This window comes from Enterobacter cloacae complex sp. HYC074_NIDB, assembly GCF_056673345.1.
Genome location: NZ_CP114214.1, coordinates 1,171,961 through 1,193,124, shown reverse-complemented (window position 1 = coordinate 1,193,124; position 21,164 = coordinate 1,171,961). Strand labels below are relative to the sequence as shown.

Below are 21,164 nucleotides of genomic sequence, written 5' to 3'. Positions count from 1 at the left end.
TGTTTTTAAATGGCACGCCCTGTAGGATTCGAACCTACGACCTACGGCTTAGAAGGCCGTTGCTCTATCCAACTGAGCTAAGGGCGCACGGAGAAGAGTGTACTTCGCGGTGGTGAAACGCCTGGAATTATACGGTCAATGCGTAGTGAGTCAATGCCTTTTCCGCCTTCTCTGGCGATAATGACTAGCTGATTGTAAATACGGCTGTTTTTTCAACATTTATCCCTCTTTTACGGGCTGCGAAAAGGCTTAGCCGCTTTTAAGTAACGCCTGCTGTTTTCCTGTTTACTTCACCTTCACACTGTCCTGCGGTATCCCGGCCGCCTGGAGGCTGGAAGTGAACAGGACGACGGAGTGACAGCACCAGAGCAGACAGGTTTTCCCGCGTGCGTGCAGCACATCTCACACGACATTACAGGCATTAAGCTTGAACCTATTGTCGCCCTCTCCTCTTCACGCGCGGTGGGGGCCGAAGTGCTCAGCGTGCTGTCGCCGCATCAGCAAAGCGAAAGCTTTTTCCAGGACTGGTCAGCCACCCGGGCGCTTATGTTGCTGGAAGCACAGATCGCCGCGTTAAAAAACCCCTTCCCCTGTGACAACCTTTTCATAAATTTGCCGATAACCGTTCTGACCATACCGGAAATGTTCCAGCGTTTACTGCAACTTAACAGCCCACCGCTGAACATTGAACTCGTGGAACCTGCCTCGTTCTTTTCACTCTCAGACCCGGTACGTCAGAGGGTGAGTTGTGCGCTTCAGCAGTTGACCGCGCGGGGACACCGGATCTGGCTGGATGATATTGATGAAGCGTCAGGGCAAGCATTTTTATCCTGTCGCCTGCCGTTAAGCGGAATAAAAATCGATAAGATCGCTTTCTGGCGTTTACGTGAAACGCCGGCGCTGACACAGCTGGTCACCCTTTGTTCAAAAATTGCTGCGAATGTGCTTATTGAAGGCATTGAAACAGAACGGGATCGTACATGCGCGCTTCATGCTGGCGCGCGCTTCGGTCAGGGATATTATTGGCCATCCTGGAGATGGCAGGAGGACTGAACGGTCATCGCCAAGAGGGAAGCTATGCGAATGACAGTACGCCGTTACCGGCGTCGTCGGACAGGAAGTGATTCACTGGGTTCTACGCACTCGCCTTTTGCTCTCCCATTTTTTGATCGTCTCGAATATTTGAGCCAGTCAATCAACCAGACCCGCAAAACCGATGCTCCCTTTATCATTCTGGTCACACAGGATAATTATTTCCGTTCCGGTTTTCTGAGCGGGCAGTCGCCCCTGAGCAATTGCTGCGACTATTCCACGCTGGATGCCGCTCTCAGTGATTTAAATCACTGGCCTTCATCGCGTCTGGTAGTTGACATTGAAAGCCGCGCCTCGCCGCTCATTGACCTGCTGGACCGATTACGCCGCCACAGCCTGTTCGCCCCCTACCTGACACCCTACCTGCTCGTCCGCGCCGATGATTATGATGCTCGCCTGTTTTGTAAAGCGGCTGGCCCTTTTCATGTGCTTGAACGCCAGCTTACGGCATTGGGTATGCAACAAACCTTGCTGGAAGCACCGGCACCCGCCGGCAACCGCAAAGAGTGGTTTTCACGGGATGAATGGCCGATCTTACAGGCGCTGTCGCAGGGTAGCTCCTTGCGTCAGATCGCGCAGTTACAGAACCGCCCATATAGCCGCATTATTTACCGTCTCAGCTGCATCCTGGCGAAACTTGGACTGAATCATCGTCATGAGTTGCTACATCTTCTCAACAACCTCTCAGATTTCACGTATTAACGTATTCAGTAACTTCTTAATTCCTAAAGACCTTTAGGAAATTACTTAGGAAACATGTTAAATTTTTGTGTTTTTTAACAAAACTTTCGATTTTATAACTATTCCTAATTCTTGACCTTAAACCATGCGAAATGCTGCTGGTACGCTCAACGAGAGTGATTTTATCCATGCGTTAAGGTTCTGGCGCTTCCGTTAACAGGATGATAATGGTGTAAAAACAAGCGATTTACCTGTAAAAGAATGCGATGAGAGGTGAAGAAAACAGCAGATAGTGCTGTTCTGTTGTTGGGAACGGCAATTTGCCAGGAGACGTTTGAAACGGAGAGATGACGCACGAAATGGCGGATTTCAGGGATGGCGGGCAGGCGGGATGCTGGTTGTCACAGCCCACTCACTGTTAACATTCATTTAACATACAGTAAAATCGTTTATTTTTTGTTATTACATAAAGATGAAAGTGTGTGGTAAATGCAATATCAGGACATTTTTGCTAATTTTAAAAAGTTAGTGATTCAGATCCAGAACATAATAATCAGCAATATATGGATATTAATTTACAGGCTTTTCGGACAATACTTAAACGGTATAATAAGACGTGTTTGACACGCGAATAAGAAAAATCATTTTGCCATAACCAGCCTTATGAGATAACTGCGCTGAGGCATTGATATCACCACTACGTAAACAAGGATGCTTTCGCTCTTCCCAGGGACATTTACCGTACAAGGATCTGCGCAATTATCCTTCCGGCTTTTCGAGAGTTTTAACAAAACTCAGCATAACGCTTTTAACAATCTGAGGCATAAAAAATGAAACCGGCATCCGTTATCATTATGGACGAACACCCTATCGTCAGAATGTCGATAGAAGTCCTGCTACAGAAAAATAAAAACATCCAGGTCAAACTGAAGTCAGGCGACAGCCACGAAGTGCTTGACTGTATACGCAACCACCCCATTGACCTGGTCATTCTCGATATTGAAATGACGGGCACGGATGGGTTCGCATTACTGAAAAGAATCAGGAACTTAAATAAAGACATTAAGGTTCTTTTCCTCTCTTCAAAATCTGAAGCCTTCTACGCAGGACGCGCCATCCGCGCCGGGGCAAATGGTTTTGTCAGTAAGCGAAAAGATCTGGGGGAAATTTATAACGCGGTGGAAATGATACTGACGGGCTATTCTTTCTTCCCTTCAGAAACATTAAGTTTTATAAACCATCTGGGGTCGCGGACGGGCGCCGCTGTGGATATGCCATTATCGAATCGTGAAGTGACGGTTCTGCGATATCTGGCGAACGGATTATCTAATAAGGAGATTGCGGATCAATTATTACTTAGCAACAAAACAATTAGTGCCCATAAGTCTAATATCTTTTCCAAGCTGGGCGTGCAAAGTATCGTTGAATTAATTGATTACGCGAAAGCGCACGAATTACTGTAATCCCTCTCTCTCCCTGCAACATATAATCGTCACAGGGAGAGTGGATACGATTAATTATAATTGATCATGAACGTTGCATCGGCGTCAGCCCGGCCCGGCTGCGGATTATCCGCCGTGGCGATATAATTGGCATAAAACGACAGTTCTGCATTTCCCTGCGCATCCACCGCCACCGTCTGGCTGGCCTGCTGCAACGCGAGGCGCGTTTTATCCCGGTCAAGGATCTCCACGGCCACGTTGCTGGCCGCGCTGGCATCATTCAGCGCCAGCAGGCTGTTATCATGCCCGTCCATCTTCCCCGTAAATGTGACCGAAGCTGCCCCCGGCGGGCATCCGGTCAGCTTCAGGGTGAACGGCACAGGCTGCGTCCGGCTCCCCGTTGTGCGGAGCTGTTTCGTGGGCCAGGTGCCGAGCGTGACGGTTTTATTGCTGTCGTCCCCCTCCGCCACGCAGGTAAAATCCACGATATTGCCGTAGAGCTGAATGTTAATTTCCCCAAGCGCCGTCTCTGCGTGTGCAGGGGAGCAAAGCGCAAAGAGCGCGACGGCTAAATACCGTATTCCGTTTCGCATATCTGCTCCTTAGTCGTAGTCGACGCGTAAATAGCCGCGAGAGGTAAAACGCCCCTCGGCAGGTTTTTTACCGGTCACGCTGACGGGCCACGCGCGGATCCCCACCTGTGCCTGAGCGCTGTCGTCCAGACGGAACGGGATTTTGCTGGTCAGGTTGTTGGGCGTCAGCGGCACGCCATTACTGTTGGCAATCACAAAACCCACATCCGCGTTATCGGAAACCAGCGTACTGCCTGAAACCTTCTCCGCTTCAACACGCATCGTGAGCATGGCGTTCGCCTCGACGTTGGTGCATTTTATGCCGATGGTTTTGCTTTGCGCTGAGATCCCCTCCGGCTTATTCCCGATGCCCGCTTTACTGAACAGGGAGGCGCCGATGTCTCCGAAATCGAACTCCACCACATTCCCGGCATTAATTTCACAGCTCTGAGGCACCTGAATGGTCCCGCTGTAGCTGATGGTATAAACCGGCGTGGTGAGCGGATCCGAGGAGGTCGTGGTGACGTAAACCCGGAACATGGTCGCCCGGGGGATCACCACCATATTAATAAAGCGTCGGGTCACCTTAAGCCGGAAGACGAGGCTGGAATCCTGTACACCAAACGGTTTGTTTTTAGACACGTTCGGATGGCTCCCCATCTGAATGTACTTTCTGGGTGGATAGAAGGTGCCAGCGTAGCTGTCGGTGATTTTCATCGCTCCGTCCAGATAGTCGTTAAGCTTCAGATACTGGTAACCATCGCTGGTGCCCGTGACCGGGAAATCGGTAACATAGCTGCGCTTGGTGGTGTTCCCGGACGTTCCCTTAGGACAGACGGCGTTAACACCCACCCACTGAGACTTCTCGCTGAGTGTGACAATCTGCCCCACCTGGTTATTGGAGCTGTTGAATTTATCCGTCAGGTCGTAATACACCTCCGTCGGCACGCCATTTTCATTGACGCAGACGGTGGCGAACGCCTGAGATAGCGGCAAAAATGCCAGCAGGGATAGCCCCAGATAATGGATTTTATTCACAGCGGATCCCCTTAAGTGTGATCGCCTGTTGCAGGCTCTGTTCTGGCAGGCTGTAGGGCGCACGACACTGGGACTGCTTCCCGTCTCCCCACTGAATCAGCAGCTCCCCGCTCAGTGGCAGCCCGCTCAGGTAAATCTGACCGTCATCTCCCACCATGCTGGTTACGCCGCTCTGCGTCTCACGCACCACCGCCCCAAACGGCACAGGCTGGTTATCACGCTTAACGGTGAGCAACGCGCGCACGCCGATGCGGGTGTCAAAACTGGCGCGCACCAGCGCACCGTTCGTCGGCACGACGCTGGAAACGTTATTTTCAATGTCGGTGTTGTTGCTCATGGTGTTAGTGTCGAGCGCCACGCGGTTGTAACGGTACACCGTGGCGTACGGCATCACCGCATAGCCACGCCAGTCTGTTTTGACGCCGGTCTGGTTTTCGACGCTCACGCCTGACGCGCCCGGCGCTTTGATCAAGACGTTGGTATCGCCCAGCGGCTGACTGAATGTGATGCCGTCTGAATGCCCTACCACGCCGCCGGAAAGCTGCCAGTTGAGGTCGTGCTGATCCCGCGTGTAGTTGTAGCCCACGCCCAGCGTACCGTACGTTGCCTGCCAGTTAGCGCTGGCGCTGCCGCTGGCACCGTTATTGCTGGTGTGGCCCTGCGTAACGCTGTAGTTCAGGTTACGATCTTTTAGCAGCGTTCCGCTGATCCCGGTCTGCCAGCTGGTATCACCGTCGCTGTTACGGCTGGCAGAGGCAGTGGCATAGGCCCGGTCGATCGCGTTATCGCGACGGTAGCCGTGACGGGTGAACAGGCTGAACGGGACGGAGACGTTGAACGAGGCGATCCGGTCGGTTCCTTCAATGCCGACGGCCTTGTTCCACGACCAGGATAAGGCGTAGCTGACCCCTTTCACCCCGCCCGCGTAGCCAAGCTGATACCAGACGTTGGATTCGCTGGTGCCCCAGTAACTTTGCTGGCTGCCCGACACGTACACCGAGCCGTAATCGCCAAGAGACTGGGAGATATTGAGCTGGAAACGCCCTTTTTTATTCAGCGTCAGGTTGTGATAGCTCTGCACGTCCGGCACGCCGTCATCGTCCTGATCGTCGCCATACTGGTAGCCTTCCATTGTGCGCCAGGCCACATCGTCGAGGGTGTAGAAGCCTTTGGTCGAGTAGCGATAGCCCAGCAGCTGGAAGTTGGTGCCGAATCCGTTAAGGGATTTTGCGTACAGGAACCGCAGGGACTGCCCTTCATGGCGGCTGTCATCGGCAAGCTGGCTGCGGGCATGGGTGAGATCAAGTGAAACCGCCCCCCAGTCACCGAGGTTTTTACCCGCGCCAATGGCGATGGCGGTATAGCGCGAGGCCAGCTGCGTTCCGCCGTACAGCGTGTAGCCGTCGGCAAGACCCGCAATCATCGTACCCTGAGTAAAGAACGGCGTGTCCTGCTCGCTGTTGCCGCTGCGATAGTCCCCTGCCACCAGATCGTATTTCCAGCGTCCTTCACGCTGGAGCAGCGGAACGGTGGAATACGGGACGGTGTAGCGCTGCTGGCTGCCGTCCTTCTCTTCCACCGTCACCTCCAGGTCACCGCTTGAGGAGGTCGGGTTAAGATCAGTTATCGCAAAAGCCCCCGGCTGCACATAGCTCTGGTAAATCACGTATCCGTTCTGGCGGATCACCACTTTGGCAGGGGTGCGGGCGATTCCGCGCACGGTAGGCGCGTAACCTTGCAGACTGTCCGGGTACATACTGTCGGACGAATAGAGGCGACCACCGCGAAAACCGACGCTGTCGAAGACATCGTTTCCGGTGTTGCTGTCGCCAAGCACCAGCTCGCTTTTCAGCGGGATGATCGTACGCTGCGCCCAGGTACCAATATTTTGCCAGCTGCTGTGCCGCTGGCCGTTGCTTTCGGTATAACGCCACGCGCCGTTATTGCGTAATCGCCAGGCGCCATAGTTCAACCCGCTTTGTAGGTTCAGATAGTAGCTGTCGTCGTCGCTGCCCCGGTTGCCGGTAAAGCTGTAGTTCAGCAGCGCGGCAGGGATGCCTTCATCCCACTGTTCAGGCGGAATATATCCGCGGGCGCTGTTTTGCATCGCCACCTGAGGCAGGCTGACGTTCAGGCGCAACGAGGCGAAGTTGAACGCCGCTTCGCTGCCCGGAATAGCCGTGGTGAGCGGAACGCAGGTATCGCCCTGCACGTTGCTCAGTTCCGGGAAGGCGGCGATATTGACGCCAAAGCGATCGAGCATCGCGCGCGTAATGCACGGCGACAAACCGCCTGCGACCGGCGGCGTGTTGTCAGCTTGCTCAAACCGCACGTCCTGCGTGCCGATAAACTCATCGTTACGCCAGATATCGACGCGATAGACGCCCGGTGCCTGCTGGTGGCCTTTTTCAAAACGCGACAAATCCGCGACGTTCGCCGTGTCATCGGAGAGAAACGCAGGGTTAAAGTAGCTTTCGCCCCAGCCAGCGAGTGGCCAGAGCGTTGCCATCAGTGCCAGCGCAACCGGGCAGTAACGCCATTGAGTGTTCATCGCCCTGTCTCTGCTCACAGGCTGACGCTACTCGCCGGCGTAATGGCGCCATAGTCATTCACACTCTGCCAGGAGAGCGTGCCGCTCGTAGCGGCAGGCAGCACCTGCTGCGCCGAGCTTTTAGGAGCAACCATCAGGTTATCCAGCGTCTGTCCGCCGAGCTTCAGATTGACCAGCGTGACGTAATACGGTGAGGCATTGCTCACCTTAAGATGGTTGCCGACGCGCTCAAAGCGCAGCTGTGAGAGCGCCTCTTCCGGCGGCATCGCCAGGTTAGCCGGGCGAACAAACAGCTTGATACGTGACAGAATAGCCAGTTGCAGGACGTTGTTGCCGTCCTGATGTTTTTTGCTGACGGAGGGAATCGCTTTGACGTTCATGTAAAAGAGCGATTCGCGATCGGCAGGCAGCGCCGGGCCTGCGTAGATAATGCGCAGGGTGTTTTCGCTGGCCGGCTCGCTGACAAACAGCGGCGGCGTGACGGCAAAGGTTTTTTCCTTTTGCCCGTTGGCATTTTCTATCCACGCGTTAATTAAATAGCGCTCTTGTTTATTGCTGTTGGTGATCGCCAGCGACGTTTGTTTGGCATCGGCCGGATAAATAACGCGCGTCGCGCCCAACGCAATTCCGCCGGACGCATTCGCGCTGGCAGAAACCATCATCAAAATAAAAGATAAAAACAGTCCAGGTTTAATCAGGGTGTTCATCACAACCGTACCTTTAATAATTAGTTCGCAGGCGTCAGGGATAAATCAACGTAAACCAGACATTCGACTGAATAGTGCCTGGTACAAGGTGTTCGGAAATTGCCCGGTAGCGGGCGCTGAAATGAAATACCAGCTCGCGGGTGTTAATGGGTAACCAGCTCACCGCCGTCGCGTTCGGGATGATCTGACGTTGCTGTTCGTCAAAAAGCGCCAGCCCGACACCACTGCTGACCGCATTTTCCCCCGGCCGCGATGTCGCCAGGAAAACCTGCGGGTCTTCTGCCGGTGTCACTCCCTGGAACTGGATCCCCACGGTGCGGGAGACGTCCACGCTGCAATCCAGCAGACGTACGGTGAAAGGCACATTAACCGTGGAAAAGCTGCCGACGCCGGAAAAGGCGTTTGTGCGGTATTGCCCCATATCCACGCGCATATTCTGGCTGTCCGGAGCCACGGCGCAGCCGCCGTTAACCAGCTCTCCCCTGAGGTGTACTTTGCCGCCGTCAATAACCACGGTATGTGCGTTTACCGCTGGGGCAATCGCAAGGGCGCACAGCAGTATCCCAGTCCTTGTCATCCTTCGCTCCCGGTATAGGCGATCAAAAGACCTCTTCCCTGAGGCCAGCCACATCCCTGTACTCAGGCATTACTCGTATTTCATTACGAATGTTGCGTCCGCGTTTGCCTGGCCTGGCTCGGTGGTCGCCGCCGTGGCTTTGTAGCGCGCGGTGAAGTTCAGGGTGTTAGTCCCTTCAATCAGGTTCTGCGCCGCAGAGAAGGTTGCGCCGTCCGGGGTCAGCGTGGAGGATTTGCTGTCGAGGATCTCAATACCTACGCCCTTCGCGGAGTTGTCGTTGTTACCGGAGCTTACCGCCAGCAGCGTTTTGTCGGTGGCGTCGATCTGGCCGGTAAACGCGACAGCAGCGGTTTTCGCTACCGCAGGATCGCAGTCGTTCAGTTCGATGGTGAACGGAATATTGGAGGTGGTGTCACCCACTTTAGTGAATTTCGCGGTACGGTACTGGCCAAGATTAACCGTCTGCTCTGAAGAGTCAGTATTCACTGAACACGCGGCATTCACTAATTCACCTTTAAAATGCACCGTACCACCGTTTACAGATACAGGCGCTACCGGATCTTCTGCGTGAGCGGCACCCGCGACCAGGGCCAGAGTTGCAATAACAGTAGAAGCAATGTTGCTGAGTTTCATGTCTATTCCTTTAAAATGTAAATAACCCTTCCCGCGCATATTCGGGAATAAGAAATACGTTCAATTAAAAAATTGAAGGCTTATTTCGGAGAGGACAAAGTAGCTCAGGAATCTATTTTGTAATATGTCAAAACGCTGCCATTTAGCCAGGTCACATCCTAATCACCTCTAAGAAATTGACCATGCCCTGAGAAGGGATTTTGCGGGACATCGATGAAATCTCGTAAAGGGTGACTGACAGCGGCGCTCGCTTCTGACAAAATACAGGCAATCCCCCCTTTCTAACGTTACAGACGGAATCTTCTCTCTGATGGCAGCAAAGATTATTGACGGTAAAACGATTGCGCAGCAGGTGCGCTCTGAGGTTGCGGAAAAAGTGAAGGCGCGTAAAGCCGCCGGATTTCGCGCCCCCGGGCTGGCCGTTGTGCTGGTTGGCAGCAACCCGGCTTCGCAAATTTATGTCGGCAGCAAACGCAAAGCGTGTGAAGAGGTGGGGTTCGTCTCCCGCTCTTACGATCTGCCGGAAACCACCAGCGAAGCGGAACTGCTGGAATTGATCGACACCCTGAATGCCGATAAAGAGATCGACGGTATCCTGGTTCAGCTGCCGCTGCCTGCGGGCATCGACAACGTGAAGGTGCTGGAGCGTATCGCGCCGGACAAAGACGTTGACGGTTTCCATCCGTATAACGTAGGCCGCCTGTGCCAGCGCGCGCCGCGCCTGCGTCCATGCACCCCGCGCGGCATCGTGACGCTGCTGGAGCGTTATAACATCGATACCTATGGCCTGAACGCCGTGGTGATTGGCGCCTCCAACATCGTGGGCCGTCCGATGAGCATGGAGCTGCTGCTGGCGGGCTGCACCACCACCGTCACCCACCGCTTCACTAAAAACCTGCGTCACCACGTCGAAAACGCCGATCTGCTGATCGTTGCGGTCGGCAAGCCGGGCTTTATTCCGGGCGAGTGGATCAAAGAGGGCGCAATCGTCGTGGACGTGGGTATTAATCGTCTGGAAAACGGCAAAGTGGTCGGCGACGTGGTGTATGAAGATGCCGCAGCGCGCGCATCCTATATTACTCCGGTCCCGGGCGGCGTTGGCCCGATGACGGTAGCAACACTGATTCAGAATACCTTGCAGGCGTGCGAGGAGTATCACGACGTAGAGGACGCGTAATCATGGCAATTTTTTCTTTAGGTAAACACCCGCACGTTGAGCTGTGCGATCTGCTGAAGCTGGAAGGCTGGAGCGAAAGCGGCGCGCAGGCGAAAATCGTCATCGCCGACGGGCAGGTAACAGTAGACGGCGCGGTGGAAACCCGCAAGCGCTGCAAAATTGTCGCGGGTCAGACTGTGAGCTTCGCAGGTCAGAGCGTGACCGTGACGGCCTGAGCTGTCTGATGCCCTCACCCTAACCCTCTCCCACAGGGAGAGGGGATAAACATCCCCTCACACCCATCACGGTTAATTATCGATCAACTTCAAATAATCACTATTCCCTCTGGCGAAATGTGAAATTTAAGTTGCGCGATTTTCAGACTTTCCCCACGATAAGTAGAACGTTCTACTAAAACGTTCTACTTACAATAACAGCGCAAAAAAAGCGCTACTCGGGGGAAATCAGCATGAGCCTGATATCAGGGTTTGTTAAATCGCTGTCTAAGTTATCGATGATTGGTCGCGCCTTAATGCTGCCAATTTCACTGCTTCCCGCTGCGGGCCTGTTGCTGGCCTTCGGCGATAAGTTCCACTTGCCGCTGATGATGAACGCAGGCGGGGTTATCTTTGATAACCTGCCAATGCTCTTCGCCATCGGCTCTGCCGTCGGACTGGCTTCGGAATCCGGCATTGCCGCTCTCTCTGCGGCGGTCTCCGTGTTTGTCACTAATATCACCATCAGCACCGTGCTGAGCATTACGCCGGAAATGGCCTCCCAGGGCGGGAAATACGCCATGGTCGTCGGCATTCCGACGTTACAGATGGGCGTCTTTGGCGGCCTGATCTGCGGTATTCTTGCGGCCTGGTGTTACAACCGCTTCCACACCATGCAGCTGCCGGAATTCCTCGGCTTCTTCTCCGGCAAGCGCTTTGTGGCGATTGCGACGGCGTTTCTGTCGTTCCTGCTCGGCCTGCTGCTGCCGTACGTCTGGCAGCATATTCAGTCCGGCATCGACGCCCTGTCCGTGGTGGTGAACGGCGATAACCAGGCGGCCTCGACCTTTATCTTCGGGCTAGTGGAGCGCGCGCTGATCCCGCTCGGCCTGCACCACATCTGGTATCCCTCCTTCTGGTATTCGTTCGGGGATTACACTACCCAGGCGGGTCAGGTGATCCACGGCGACCAGACCATCTGGTTCAAGATGCTGGAAGAGGGAGTGAAATCCTTCAGCAGCGACACCTACCATAACGCCGGGAAATTCATGCAGGGCGAGTTCCCGCTGATGCTGTTCGCACTGCCCGCGGCGTGTCTGGCGATGTACCACGAAGCGCACACGAAGAATAAGAAAATCGCGGCCGGTATTCTCTTCTCCGCCGCCCTCACCTGCTTCCTGACGGGCATCACCGAGCCGGTAGAGTTCACCTTTATCTTCGTGGCGCCGATCCTTTACGTCTTCAACGCCATCATGGCAGGCCTGGCGTACATGACCATGTACCTGCTGCATGCGCATATCGCCAAGTCGTTCTCGGCGGGCTTTATCGACTACCTGTCGTTCGGGATCCTGCCGTCGTTTAACGGCTATCAGACCAACTTCCTGAGCGCCATTATCATCGGCATTCCGATGGCATTAATCTACTACTTCACCTTCCGCTTCGTGATCCGCCGTTTCGACGTGAAAACGCCGGGCCGCACCGAAGTGACCGCCAGCGCGAATGACAAGTCCGATTCCGAACTTGCCACCGAAATCATCGGCCTGCTGGGCGGTGCGCAGAACATTGATTCCGTCGGCTCCTGCATCACGCGTCTGCGTCTGGAAGTGGCGAAGAGCGAAGCGGTGGACCGGGACGGGCTGAACGGGCTTGGCGCGCGCGGCGTGGTGTTCGTGGGCGATAACGGGATACAGGTGATTTTCGGGGCCAGAGCACAGTTTATCGCCCAGACGATGTCCACGATGATTGGCAAATAATAAGATGCCTGAAGGAGGCGTCTCCTGTACGCTGGGGGTCGCTTCTTATCTGGCTGATAATCGGTAAATTTCAGGGAGCGGTTTTGAAGAAAGTCAGCATCATTGATGTCGCAAAGCATGCGGGCGTGTCGGTTTCTACCGTTTCGCTGGTGCTGCGCCAGAAAGGGAAGATCTCAGAGGCGACGATCGGGAAGGTCAATGCCGCCATCACAACGCTGGGCTATGTTCATAACGTCGCCGCTGCCAATCTTCGCGCCAACACCTCCAACTTAATCGGCCTGATCCTGCGCGACTTCAGCGACAGCTTTTCCATCAAGGTGATGGCGAGCATCGTTCAGGAGCTGGAGAAGCAGGGTTATATGGTTTTTCTCGGTCAGCCGCTGAATGACGGCGAACATCTTGAGCGTACCCTGCTCTCGTTTAAGCAGCAGGGCGTGGCGGGCGTCATCTACCTGGCGTCGGACACCCGCACCGCCTCTCTCCCGGAACACATTCGCCACTGCCCGCTGCCGCTTGTGGCGGTTTCGCAGTCGTTGCTGGAAGAGAAATGCAATCTGGTGATGCGCGATAACCGCCAGGCGGCGAACCTGGCCGCGCGTTATCTTATCGAACGCGGGCACCGCACCATCGCCTATATTGGCGGGCGCGACGGGTGCCGTATCCGCGAGCAGCGCCTGCTCGGTTTTCGCAGCGCGATGACGCAGAACGGTCTGATCTGGCGTGAGGAATATTCTCCCGCCTGTACCGATGACACGCAGGCGGCGGCCATGGCGACCCGCCAGCTGCTGGAGAAGAACAATACGATTACCGCCCTGCTCTGCCATTCACCGGACGCGATGATCGGTTCGATCTCAGGTATTCACCAGGTGGGGCGCACGGTGGGTAAAGACGTGTTTTTAACCCAGCAGGTGGCGCTGATTGGTTTTGAAGATATGCTCCACGTTAATCTCACATCGCCGTCATTAACTTACGTTTCGTCTGCCAGCGAAGAGACCGGCCGCCAGGCGGCAGGGCTGATGATCCGCAGGCTGAAAGAGCCGGACCTGCAAACGCAGCGCATAACCCTCTCCGGGCAGCTTATCGCGCGGGAATCGGCGTAAAATCAGAATTTAGCATGGGTCTTTTAGCGCGAGATGACTGCTATATTTCCATGATTTGCCATGGATAAATGCAATGCCTACCGTTATCACCCACGCTGCCGTACCTCTGTGTCTGGGCTTAGGGCTCGGAACCAACGTCATCCCACCCCGCCTGCTGTTTGCCGGGATCGTCCTCGCCATGCTGCCCGATGCCGACGTACTGGCGTTTAAATTCGGTGTTGCCTACGGGAATATTTTCGGCCATCGCGGTTTCACTCATTCGCTACTGTTTGCCCTGGTGGTGCCGATACTCTGCGTGCTGGCAGGTCGACGATGGTTCAGGGCCAGCCTGACGCGCTGCTGGCTGTTTTTAACCGTGTCGCTGCTGTCGCACAGCCTGCTGGATTCGATCACCACCGGCGGGAAAGGCGTCGGCTGGCTGTGGCCCTGGTCAGATGAGCGCTTCTTTGCGCCGTGGCAGGTGATCAAAGTCGCGCCGTTTGCGCTGTCGCGCTATACCACGCCATACGGGCATGAGGTCATTATCTCGGAACTGCTGTGGGTGTGGCTGCCGGGGATGGTGCTGATGGGGATGTTATGGTGGAGAAAACGTGCGCGCTGATGCCCTCACCCCGGCCCTCTCCCACGTAAAGAGGGAGAAAACCTAACAATTCCCTCTCCCTGTGGGCTGAGGGATCCCCAGTAATATGGTCATGCCACCATGACCATATTACTGTACTCTTTTCCCAGCTTTTTCATCTCGTTACCTATATTCAGTCGCCTTACTTTATCAGGCTCATGCCGGATCACTTCTTCTGCCAGACTCAGGTAGGACAGAACCCGTTTATGCCTGACGCTGCTTGCCTGATAGTGCCTGTGTAAGCACTGTCTTTCGGCCCTGTAGCCTGCCAGCCACATCACCAGACTTGCCATCGCCGCCACCATATTCAGTACTTCCAGTCGTCCTTTTCCCTGGCTCCGGCTCAGCCTCAGACCGAACCCGAAGCGCGGACTCTTGTCGTCCCGGAAGTTTTGTTCTATCTGCATTCTGCGGCTGTACAGCGCCATTATCTGGTGTGGCTCCAGACTTTCTGCATTACTGAACAGCAGCCACGGCTCCCGTGCGCTGCTGCGGTGTTCCCGCTGTGTTTTTGGCATTCCGCCCTTTCCATGACGCCCTGCTTCCGGGCGCCTGTGCAGATAAAACCGTCCGTAACAGGGCGTACGTGGTTTACGGGACAGGACACCGTGCCCCACGCAGACCGGTTGCCCGGAGGCCTCAAGCTCGCTGATTTTCATCCACTTTTTTTCTCCGTCCAGCCGGAAGCTGATGCAGCCCCTGACCCTGCCGGTAAAGCTCCAGCCCAGCTGGCTGACATGCCGGAACCAGTCTGTTCTGAAGCCGGCATCCGTAATGACGGTGACGGCTTTATCTTTCGGGATGGCATCATGGAGGCGGTCAAGGAAGCGACACTGTACATCGCTGTTCTGCGCCAGCTCTGCGGGAACCACCTCACTCATAAGAGGAAGTGAACGACCATTACAGAGCAGGCTTGCCCGCAGAAGATGCCAGTTCCTGTCATGCCAGCCTGTCCAGTCGACAGCGATAACACAGAAGGGCATCACGGAGGTGATGGCATGTGTGAGGTGGTGCTGAATACGGGGAATATCACGCTGGAGAGCGGTATTGCCCAGGGCACGGTCAACCCGTTTAATTTTATTTTTGACGTGCGCCCTGCCGGGCAGGGTTCGTCCCAGGCTGGTCAGGGTCAGTCTGGCGCCGTGGGTGAGGGCAACAGCCATGGAAACAAGGACATTAACCCGAAAGCTGTGAATGTCCGGTAAAGACGCGGAGAAAAATTTCTGGCAGACTGTCTGTAAAGGCACGATGAGGTCTCTTCTGATTTGTTAGCGCAACCAGTAGATCACACTTCATCGTGCTTTTCATTTTTCTGGGGAACCCTCAGCCCTGTGGGAGAGGGTTAGAGTGAGGAGAAAATTACTTACGACGCCAGGTGGTTCCCTGCGGGCCATCTTCCAGAATAATGCCCATCTCGGTCAGACGGTTACGCGCCGCATCCGCCGCCGCCCAGTCTTTCGCCTGACGCGCTTCCAGACGCGCTTTAATCAGTGCTTCAATTTCCGCCACTTCGCCGTCGTCCGCCTGCGCGCCGCTTTGCAGGAACACATCCGGCTCCTGCTCCAGCAGGCCGAGCACGGAAGAGAGCTTACGCAGATGAGACGCCAGCGCATTGGCCGCCGCCATATCTTCTGACTTAAGGCGATTCACCTCACGCGCCATGTCGAACAGCACGGAATAGGCTTCAGGGGTGTTGAAGTCGTCGTTCATGACCTCAACGAAGCGGGCTTCGAACGCCTCGCCGCCTGCGGCTGGAACAGACTTGTCGGTGCCGCGCAGTGCGGTATACAGACGCTCCAGCGCAGCGCGCGCCTGCTTCAGGTTCTCTTCGCTGTAGTTCAGCTGGCTGCGATAGTGGCCAGACATCAGGAAGTAGCGCACGGTTTCCGCGTCGTAATACTTCAGCACGTCGCGCACGGTAAAGAAGTTGCCCAGCGATTTCGACATCTTCTCGCGGTCAACCATCACCATCCCGGAGTGCATCCAGTAGTTCACGTACTCGCCGCCGTGAGCACAGGTGGACTGCGCGATTTCGTTTTCGTGGTGCGGGAACATCAGATCCGAACCGCCGCCGTGGATGTCGAAATGGTTTCCCAGCTGCTTGCAGTTCATCGCGGAACATTCAATGTGCCAGCCCGGACGCCCTTCGCCCCACGGGGATGGCCAGCTCGGTTCGCCCGCTTTGGACATCTTCCACAGCACGAAGTCCATCGGATTACGCTTCACGTCAACCACGTCCACGCGCGCACCGGCCTGGAGCTGGTCCAGATCCTGGCGGGAAAGCGCACCGTAGGTTGGGTCCGTCGGCACCGAGAACATCACGTCGCCGTTGTCCGCCACATAGGCGTGACCGCGCTCGATCAGCTTTTGGGTGATATCAATGATTTCATGGATATGGTGGGTCGCACGCGGCTCGCTGTCCGGGCGCAGAATATTTAAGGCGTCAAAATCCTTGTGCATTTCGGCGATCATGCGATCCACCAGCGCGACAAAGCTTTCGCCATTTTCATTAGCACGTTTAATGATTTTGTCGTCGATGTCGGTGATATTGCGCACATACTTCAGGTTGTAGCCCAGGAAGCGCAGGTAGCGTGACACCACGTCGAACGCGACAAAGGTACGGCCATGGCCGATGTGACAGAGATCGTAAACCGTAATACCACACACGTACATGCCGACTTCCCCGGCATGGATAGGTTTAAATTCCTCTTTTTGGCGCGTCATTGTATTAAAGATTTTTAACATCGAAGATTCCATGTAAACACGTGTGTGGATTGTTTGTTCCTTATAATACCCATAATTCGGAGTACGGTCAGCACACAATGCAAGGTGATCGTGTCCTGTGGTTATGCTATAACAAGCCCCTATATGTGACCCGAGCACGGGTCGACGCACCACAATAACGGAACAGGATGCAAAAATGGTTACTTTCCACACTAATCATGGCGATATCGTAATCAAAACCTTTGATGACAAAGCGCCTGAAACAGTTAAAAACTTCCTGGACTACTGCCGCGAAGGTTTCTACAACAACACTATTTTCCACCGTGTGATCAACGGCTTTATGATCCAGGGCGGCGGTTTCGAGCCTGGCATGCGCCAGAAAGAGACGAAAGAAGCGATCAAAAACGAAGCGAACAACGGCCTGAAAAACACCCGTGGTACGCTGGCAATGGCCCGTACTCAGGCGCCACATTCTGCAACCGCACAGTTCTTCATCAACGTAGCGGACAACGACTTCCTGAACTTCTCTGGCGAAAGTCTGCAAGGCTGGGGCTACTGCGTATTCGCAGAAGTGGTTGAAGGGATGGACGTGGTCGACAAGATCAAAGCCGTTTCTACTGGCCGCAGCGGTATGCACCAGGACGTTCCTAAAGAAGACGTTGTGATTACAAGCGTGACCGTCAGCGAGTAATTCGTGGCTACACTCTTTATTGCGGATCTACATCTGCAAACAGAAGAACCGGCGATAACCGCCGGTTTTCTGCGTTTTTTACGCGGTGAAGCGAAAAACGCCGACGCGCTGTACATTCTGGGCGACCTGTTTGAGGCCTGGATTGGCGACGACGATCCGAACCCGCTGCACCGTGAGATGGCTGCGGCCATTAAAACGCTGGTGGATTCCGGCGTCCCCTGCTATTTCATTCACGGCAACCGTGATTTCCTGATCGGCCAGCGCTACGCCCGCGAGAGCGGCATGACGCTGCTGCCGGAAGAGCAGGTGCTAAACCTCTATGGCCGCAATATTCTGATCATGCACGGCGACACGCTCTGCACTGACGATACTGGCTACCTGGCGTTTCGCGCCAAAGTTCACACCCCGTGGATCCAAAAAGTGTTCCTCGCCCTGCCGCTGTTTATTCGCAACCGCATCGCCGCCAGAATGCGCGCGGGCAGCAAGGCCGCCAACAGCAGCAAATCGATGACCATCATGGACGTCAACCCGCATGCGGTGGTGAAGGTGATGGAGAAGCATCGCGTTCAGTGGCTGATCCATGGCCATACCCATCGTCCCGATGTGCATTCCCTTATCGCCAACGGCGAGCCCGCCCATCGCGTGGTTTTAGGGGCCTGGCACAGCGAAGGATCGATGGTCAAAGTCACGCCGGAAGGTGTTGAACTGATCGCCTTCCCGTTTTAACCCTCCCCGTCTTTTCGCCCATTTCCCGACCACGCAACCGTTTTCCTTGCCGGTATTACATGCTATTCTCTGTGCCCTCGAAAGCAGTGTGTTCCGCACCACAGGAGTTTTAAGACGCATGTCTTCCCGCAATAATCCGGCGCGTGTCGCCATCGTGATGGGGTCCAAAAGCGACTGGGCTACCATGCAGTTCGCCGCCGAAATCTTTGAAATCCTGAATGTTCCGCACCACGTCGAAGTGGTTTCCGCGCACCGTACGCCGGATAAACTGTTCAGCTTCGCCGAAAGCGCCGAAGAGAACGGTTACGAGGTGATCATTGCCGGTGCGGGCGGCGCAGCACATCTGCCGGGCATGATTGCCGCCAAAACGCTGGTGCCGGTACTGGGTGTTCCTGTGCAAAGCGCCGCGTTAAGCGGGGTTGATAGCCTTTACTCTATCGTCCAGATGCCGCGCGGTATTCCTGTCGGTACGCTGGCGATTGGTAAAGCGGGTGCGGCAAATGCCGCCCTGCTGGCCGCGCAGATCCTGGCGACGCATGATAAAGAGTTACATCAGCGTCTGGCGGAGTGGCGTAAAGCCCAGACCGACGAGGTGCTGGATAACCCGGATCCGCGGGGTGCAGCATGAAGCAGGTTTGCGTTCTTGGTAATGGTCAGCTTGGCCGGATGCTGCGTCAGGCCGGTGAGCCGCTGGGTATTGCCGTCTGGCCCGTCGGGCTGGATGCCGAGCCGGAAGCCGTGCCGTTCCACCAGAGCGTGATCACCGCCGAAATTGAACGCTGGCCGGAAACCGCCCTGACCCGCGAGCTGGCGCGCCATAACGCCTTTGTAAACCGCGACGTGTTTCCGATCATTGCCGACCGCCTGACGCAAAAACAGCTTTTCGACAAGCTCGGCCTCGCGACCGCGCCGTGGCAGCTGCTTTCCGATAAGCGCGAATGGGATGACGTCTTTGCGATGCTGGGAGACCTGGCGATTGTGAAGCGTCGCGTCGGCGGCTACGACGGCCGCGGGCAGTGGCGCCTGCGCGCGAACGACACCGCCGAGCTGCCGGATGACTGCTACGGCGAGTGCATCGTTGAGCAGGGCATTAACTTTAGCGGTGAAGTGTCGCTGGTGGGCGCGCGCGGGCATGACGGGCACACCGTTTTTTACCCGCTAACGCATAACCTGCATCAGGACGGAATTCTGCGCACCAGCGTCGCCTTCCCGCAGGCCAATGCTGACCAGCAGGCGCAGGCGGAAGAAATGCTCTCTGCCATCATGCATGAGCTGGGCTATGTGGGCGTAATGGCGATGGAGTGTTTCGTCACGCCGTCGGGTCTGCTGATCAACGAACTTGCGCCGCGCGTGCACAACAGCGGTCACTGGACGCAAAACGGCGCCTCCATCAGCCAGTTCGAGCTGCACCTGCGCGCCATCACTGACCTGCCGCTGCCGCAGCCGGTGGTGACCAGCCCGTCGGTGATGATCAACCTGATCGGCACCGATCTGAACTACAACTGGCTGAAGCTGCCGCTGGTGCACCTGCACTGGTACGACAAAGAGGTACGTCCGGGGCGTAAGGTCGGCCACCTGAACCTGAACGATATCGACACGGACCGCCTGAGCGCTACGCTGGAAGCGATTGTTCCCCTGCTGCCGCCAGAATACGCGAGCGGCATTGTCTGGGCGCAGTCAAAACTGAAGTAAGTATCCCCCGCCGGGGAGTTGACCTTCCCCTTCCCCGGCGTACAATTCCCGCCCATTGCTGCTCAGTTTTCTTCTGGAATCACCATAAACGATGGAACGGACTATCGCGCGATCCTCGCGTCCGATACCCCTTTAATCGACGTTCGCGCGCCGATCGAATTTGCCCAGGGTGCGATGCCCGCCGCACTCAACCTGCCCTTAATGAACGACGACGAGCGTGCCGCCGTCGGCACCTGCTATAAACGCCAGGGTCCGGACGCCGCGCTGGCGCTCGGCCATAGCCTGGTCAACGGCGAGACGCGAGAGGCGCGCATCAACGCCTGGCGGGAAGCCAGCCTGGCCCATCCTGAGGGCTACCTTTGCTGCGCGCGCGGTGGCCAGCGCTCACACATCTCCCAGGCCTGGCTGAAAGAGGCGGGAATCGATTATCCGCTGATCCGCGGCGGCTATAAGGCCCTGCGTCAGACGGCGATTCAGGTGACCATTGAGCAGTCACAAAAACCGATGGTGCTTATCGGCGGCTGTACCGGAAACGGTAAAACGCTGCTGGTTAAGCAGCATGCGCAGGGCATCGATCTGGAAGGGCTGGCGCACCATCGCGGCTCATCATTTGGTCGCACGCTCACCCCGCAGCTTTCCCAGGCCAGTTTTGAAAATCACCTTGCCGTCGAACTGCTAAAAAAAGACGCCGCGCGCTGGGTGCTGGAAGATGAAGGCCGGATGATTGGCTCTAACCACCTGCCGGAATGCCTGCGCGACCGCATGGTTGACGCCCCTGTCGTTGTCGTCGAAGACCCCTTTGAAGTCCGCCTGGAGCGCCTGCGCGAAGAGTATTTCGACCATATGTGGGCCGATTTTTCTGCTGCCTACGGCGAGAAAGCGGGCTGGAAAGCGTATAGCGAATATCTGCATCACGGCCTGTACGCCATTCGTCGCCGTCTGGGGCTGCAACGCTTCGCGGAATTTACCGCCCTGCTGGATGCCGCGCTTGTCGAGCAACAGCGTACTGGCAGCACTGACGCGCACTTCAGCTGGCTTGTGCCGCTGCTGAAGGATTATTACGACCCGATGTACGGCTATCAGCTGGAGAAAAAGGCGGAGAAGATTGTGTATCGCGGGACGTACGAAGAAATTGCTGAGTGGCTCGATCGCTGAAAAATAAAGCCGGGTGGCGAGGTAAAAGCAAAACGGCAA

21 protein-coding genes and 1 tRNA gene are annotated in these 21,164 nt (G+C 55.7%); 13 read left to right on the top strand and 9 right to left on the bottom strand.

The window, feature by feature from the left end; all coding sequences use genetic code 11:
- Positions 1–10: 10 nt before the first annotated feature.
- Positions 11–87, bottom strand: a tRNA-Arg gene (locus O1724_RS05730).
- 303 nt (positions 88–390) lie between these two features.
- Between O1724_RS05730 and O1724_RS05725 the strand changes: the two genes are divergently transcribed.
- The 3 genes from O1724_RS05725 to fimZ all read left to right on the top strand — a co-directional run bounded on the left by O1724_RS05725 (position 391) and on the right by fimZ (position 3,236).
- Entirely contained in the window at positions 391–1,053 is a 663-nt protein-coding gene (locus O1724_RS05725; protein WP_032628360.1) for an EAL domain-containing protein, read from the top strand.
- A gap of 24 nt (positions 1,054–1,077) precedes the next feature.
- The gene (locus O1724_RS05720; protein WP_045330167.1) at positions 1,078–1,794 is read left to right on the top strand and encodes a helix-turn-helix transcriptional regulator; all 717 of its coding nucleotides are present in this window, start codon (positions 1,078–1,080) and stop codon (positions 1,792–1,794) included.
- 809 nt (positions 1,795–2,603) lie between these two features.
- Positions 2,604–3,236: a fimbria biosynthesis transcriptional regulator FimZ gene (fimZ, locus tag O1724_RS05715; RefSeq protein ID WP_126297473.1), complete on the top strand. Its 633-nt coding sequence runs from the start codon at positions 2,604–2,606 to the stop codon at positions 3,234–3,236.
- A 50-nt stretch (positions 3,237–3,286) separates the two neighbouring features.
- Here fimZ and sfmF read toward each other — a convergent pair whose 3' ends face one another.
- From sfmF to fimA, 6 genes are all read right to left on the bottom strand, one after another.
- Positions 3,287–3,808 carry a fimbria assembly protein gene (gene sfmF, locus O1724_RS05710; protein ID WP_023315556.1) on the bottom strand — a complete coding sequence of 174 codons (522 nt, stop codon included), beginning with the start codon at positions 3,806–3,808 and terminating at the stop codon, positions 3,287–3,289.
- A 9-nt stretch (positions 3,809–3,817) separates the two neighbouring features.
- A complete protein-coding gene (gene fimH, locus O1724_RS05705) occupies positions 3,818–4,825 on the bottom strand; it encodes a type 1 fimbria D-mannose specific adhesin FimH (protein ID WP_003858903.1) in 1,008 nt (335 codons plus the stop codon).
- Entirely contained in the window at positions 4,818–7,376 is a 2,559-nt protein-coding gene (locus tag O1724_RS05700; RefSeq protein ID WP_032608682.1) for a fimbrial biogenesis usher protein, read from the bottom strand. The genes fimH and O1724_RS05700 overlap by 8 nt, the downstream gene beginning before the upstream one ends.
- A gap of 14 nt (positions 7,377–7,390) precedes the next feature.
- Positions 7,391–8,083 (bottom strand): type 1 fimbria chaperone FimC, encoded by a 693-nt coding sequence (gene fimC, locus O1724_RS05695; protein WP_126297472.1) that lies wholly within the window; start codon positions 8,081–8,083, stop codon positions 7,391–7,393.
- 34 nt (positions 8,084–8,117) lie between these two features.
- Positions 8,118–8,660, bottom strand: a complete 543-nt coding sequence (gene fimI / locus O1724_RS05690; protein ID WP_003858910.1) for a type 1 fimbrial protein subunit FimI — start codon at positions 8,658–8,660, stop codon at positions 8,118–8,120.
- Between the two features lie 69 nt (positions 8,661–8,729).
- Positions 8,730–9,293 (bottom strand): type 1 fimbrial major subunit FimA, encoded by a 564-nt coding sequence (fimA, locus tag O1724_RS05685; RefSeq protein WP_003858911.1) that lies wholly within the window; start codon positions 9,291–9,293, stop codon positions 8,730–8,732.
- A 310-nt stretch (positions 9,294–9,603) separates the two neighbouring features.
- On the opposite strand from fimA, the gene folD reads away from it, so the two are divergent.
- From folD to O1724_RS05660, 5 genes are all read left to right on the top strand, one after another.
- The gene (gene folD, locus O1724_RS05680) at positions 9,604–10,470 is read left to right on the top strand and encodes a bifunctional methylenetetrahydrofolate dehydrogenase/methenyltetrahydrofolate cyclohydrolase FolD (RefSeq protein ID WP_006809817.1); all 867 of its coding nucleotides are present in this window, start codon (positions 9,604–9,606) and stop codon (positions 10,468–10,470) included.
- Between the two features lie 2 nt (positions 10,471–10,472).
- Positions 10,473–10,685, top strand: a complete 213-nt coding sequence (gene ybcJ, locus O1724_RS05675) for a ribosome-associated protein YbcJ (RefSeq protein ID WP_023315553.1) — start codon at positions 10,473–10,475, stop codon at positions 10,683–10,685.
- Positions 10,686–10,918: 233 nt separating this feature from the next.
- On the top strand, positions 10,919–12,418 hold the full coding sequence (locus O1724_RS05670) for a PTS transporter subunit EIIC (protein ID WP_023315552.1): 1,500 nt from the start codon (positions 10,919–10,921) through the stop codon (positions 12,416–12,418).
- A gap of 83 nt (positions 12,419–12,501) precedes the next feature.
- The gene (malI, locus tag O1724_RS05665; RefSeq protein WP_022650520.1) at positions 12,502–13,518 is read left to right on the top strand and encodes a Mal regulon transcriptional regulator MalI; all 1,017 of its coding nucleotides are present in this window, start codon (positions 12,502–12,504) and stop codon (positions 13,516–13,518) included.
- Positions 13,519–13,591: 73 nt separating this feature from the next.
- Positions 13,592–14,119, top strand: coding sequence for a metal-dependent hydrolase (locus O1724_RS05660; RefSeq protein WP_022650519.1), 528 nt, complete (start codon positions 13,592–13,594; stop codon positions 14,117–14,119).
- Positions 14,120–14,208: 89 nt separating this feature from the next.
- On the opposite strand, the gene O1724_RS05655 is transcribed toward O1724_RS05660, so the two are convergent.
- Positions 14,209–15,300, bottom strand: coding sequence for an IS4 family transposase (locus O1724_RS05655; RefSeq protein WP_411320431.1), 1,092 nt, complete (start codon positions 15,298–15,300; stop codon positions 14,209–14,211).
- A gap of 196 nt (positions 15,301–15,496) precedes the next feature.
- A complete protein-coding gene (gene cysS, locus O1724_RS05650) occupies positions 15,497–16,882 on the bottom strand; it encodes a cysteine--tRNA ligase (RefSeq protein WP_022650518.1) in 1,386 nt (461 codons plus the stop codon).
- 175 nt (positions 16,883–17,057) lie between these two features.
- On the opposite strand from cysS, the gene ppiB reads away from it, so the two are divergent.
- The 5 genes from ppiB to mnmH all read left to right on the top strand — a co-directional run bounded on the left by ppiB (position 17,058) and on the right by mnmH (position 21,125).
- A complete protein-coding gene (gene ppiB, locus O1724_RS05645) occupies positions 17,058–17,552 on the top strand; it encodes a peptidylprolyl isomerase B (RefSeq protein WP_000256009.1) in 495 nt (164 codons plus the stop codon).
- A 3-nt stretch (positions 17,553–17,555) separates the two neighbouring features.
- A complete protein-coding gene (lpxH, locus tag O1724_RS05640) occupies positions 17,556–18,278 on the top strand; it encodes a UDP-2,3-diacylglucosamine diphosphatase (RefSeq protein WP_045896245.1) in 723 nt (240 codons plus the stop codon).
- Positions 18,279–18,396: 118 nt separating this feature from the next.
- Positions 18,397–18,906, top strand: coding sequence for a 5-(carboxyamino)imidazole ribonucleotide mutase (purE, locus tag O1724_RS05635; protein WP_003858921.1), 510 nt, complete (start codon positions 18,397–18,399; stop codon positions 18,904–18,906).
- The gene (purK, locus tag O1724_RS05630; protein WP_126297061.1) at positions 18,903–19,970 is read left to right on the top strand and encodes a 5-(carboxyamino)imidazole ribonucleotide synthase; all 1,068 of its coding nucleotides are present in this window, start codon (positions 18,903–18,905) and stop codon (positions 19,968–19,970) included. Before purE ends, purK begins: the two co-directional genes overlap by 4 nt.
- Positions 19,971–20,054: 84 nt before the next feature.
- Positions 20,055–21,125 (top strand): tRNA 2-selenouridine(34) synthase MnmH, encoded by a 1,071-nt coding sequence (mnmH, locus tag O1724_RS05625; RefSeq protein ID WP_022650516.1) that lies wholly within the window; start codon positions 20,055–20,057, stop codon positions 21,123–21,125.
- Positions 21,126–21,164: the final 39 nt, after the last annotated feature.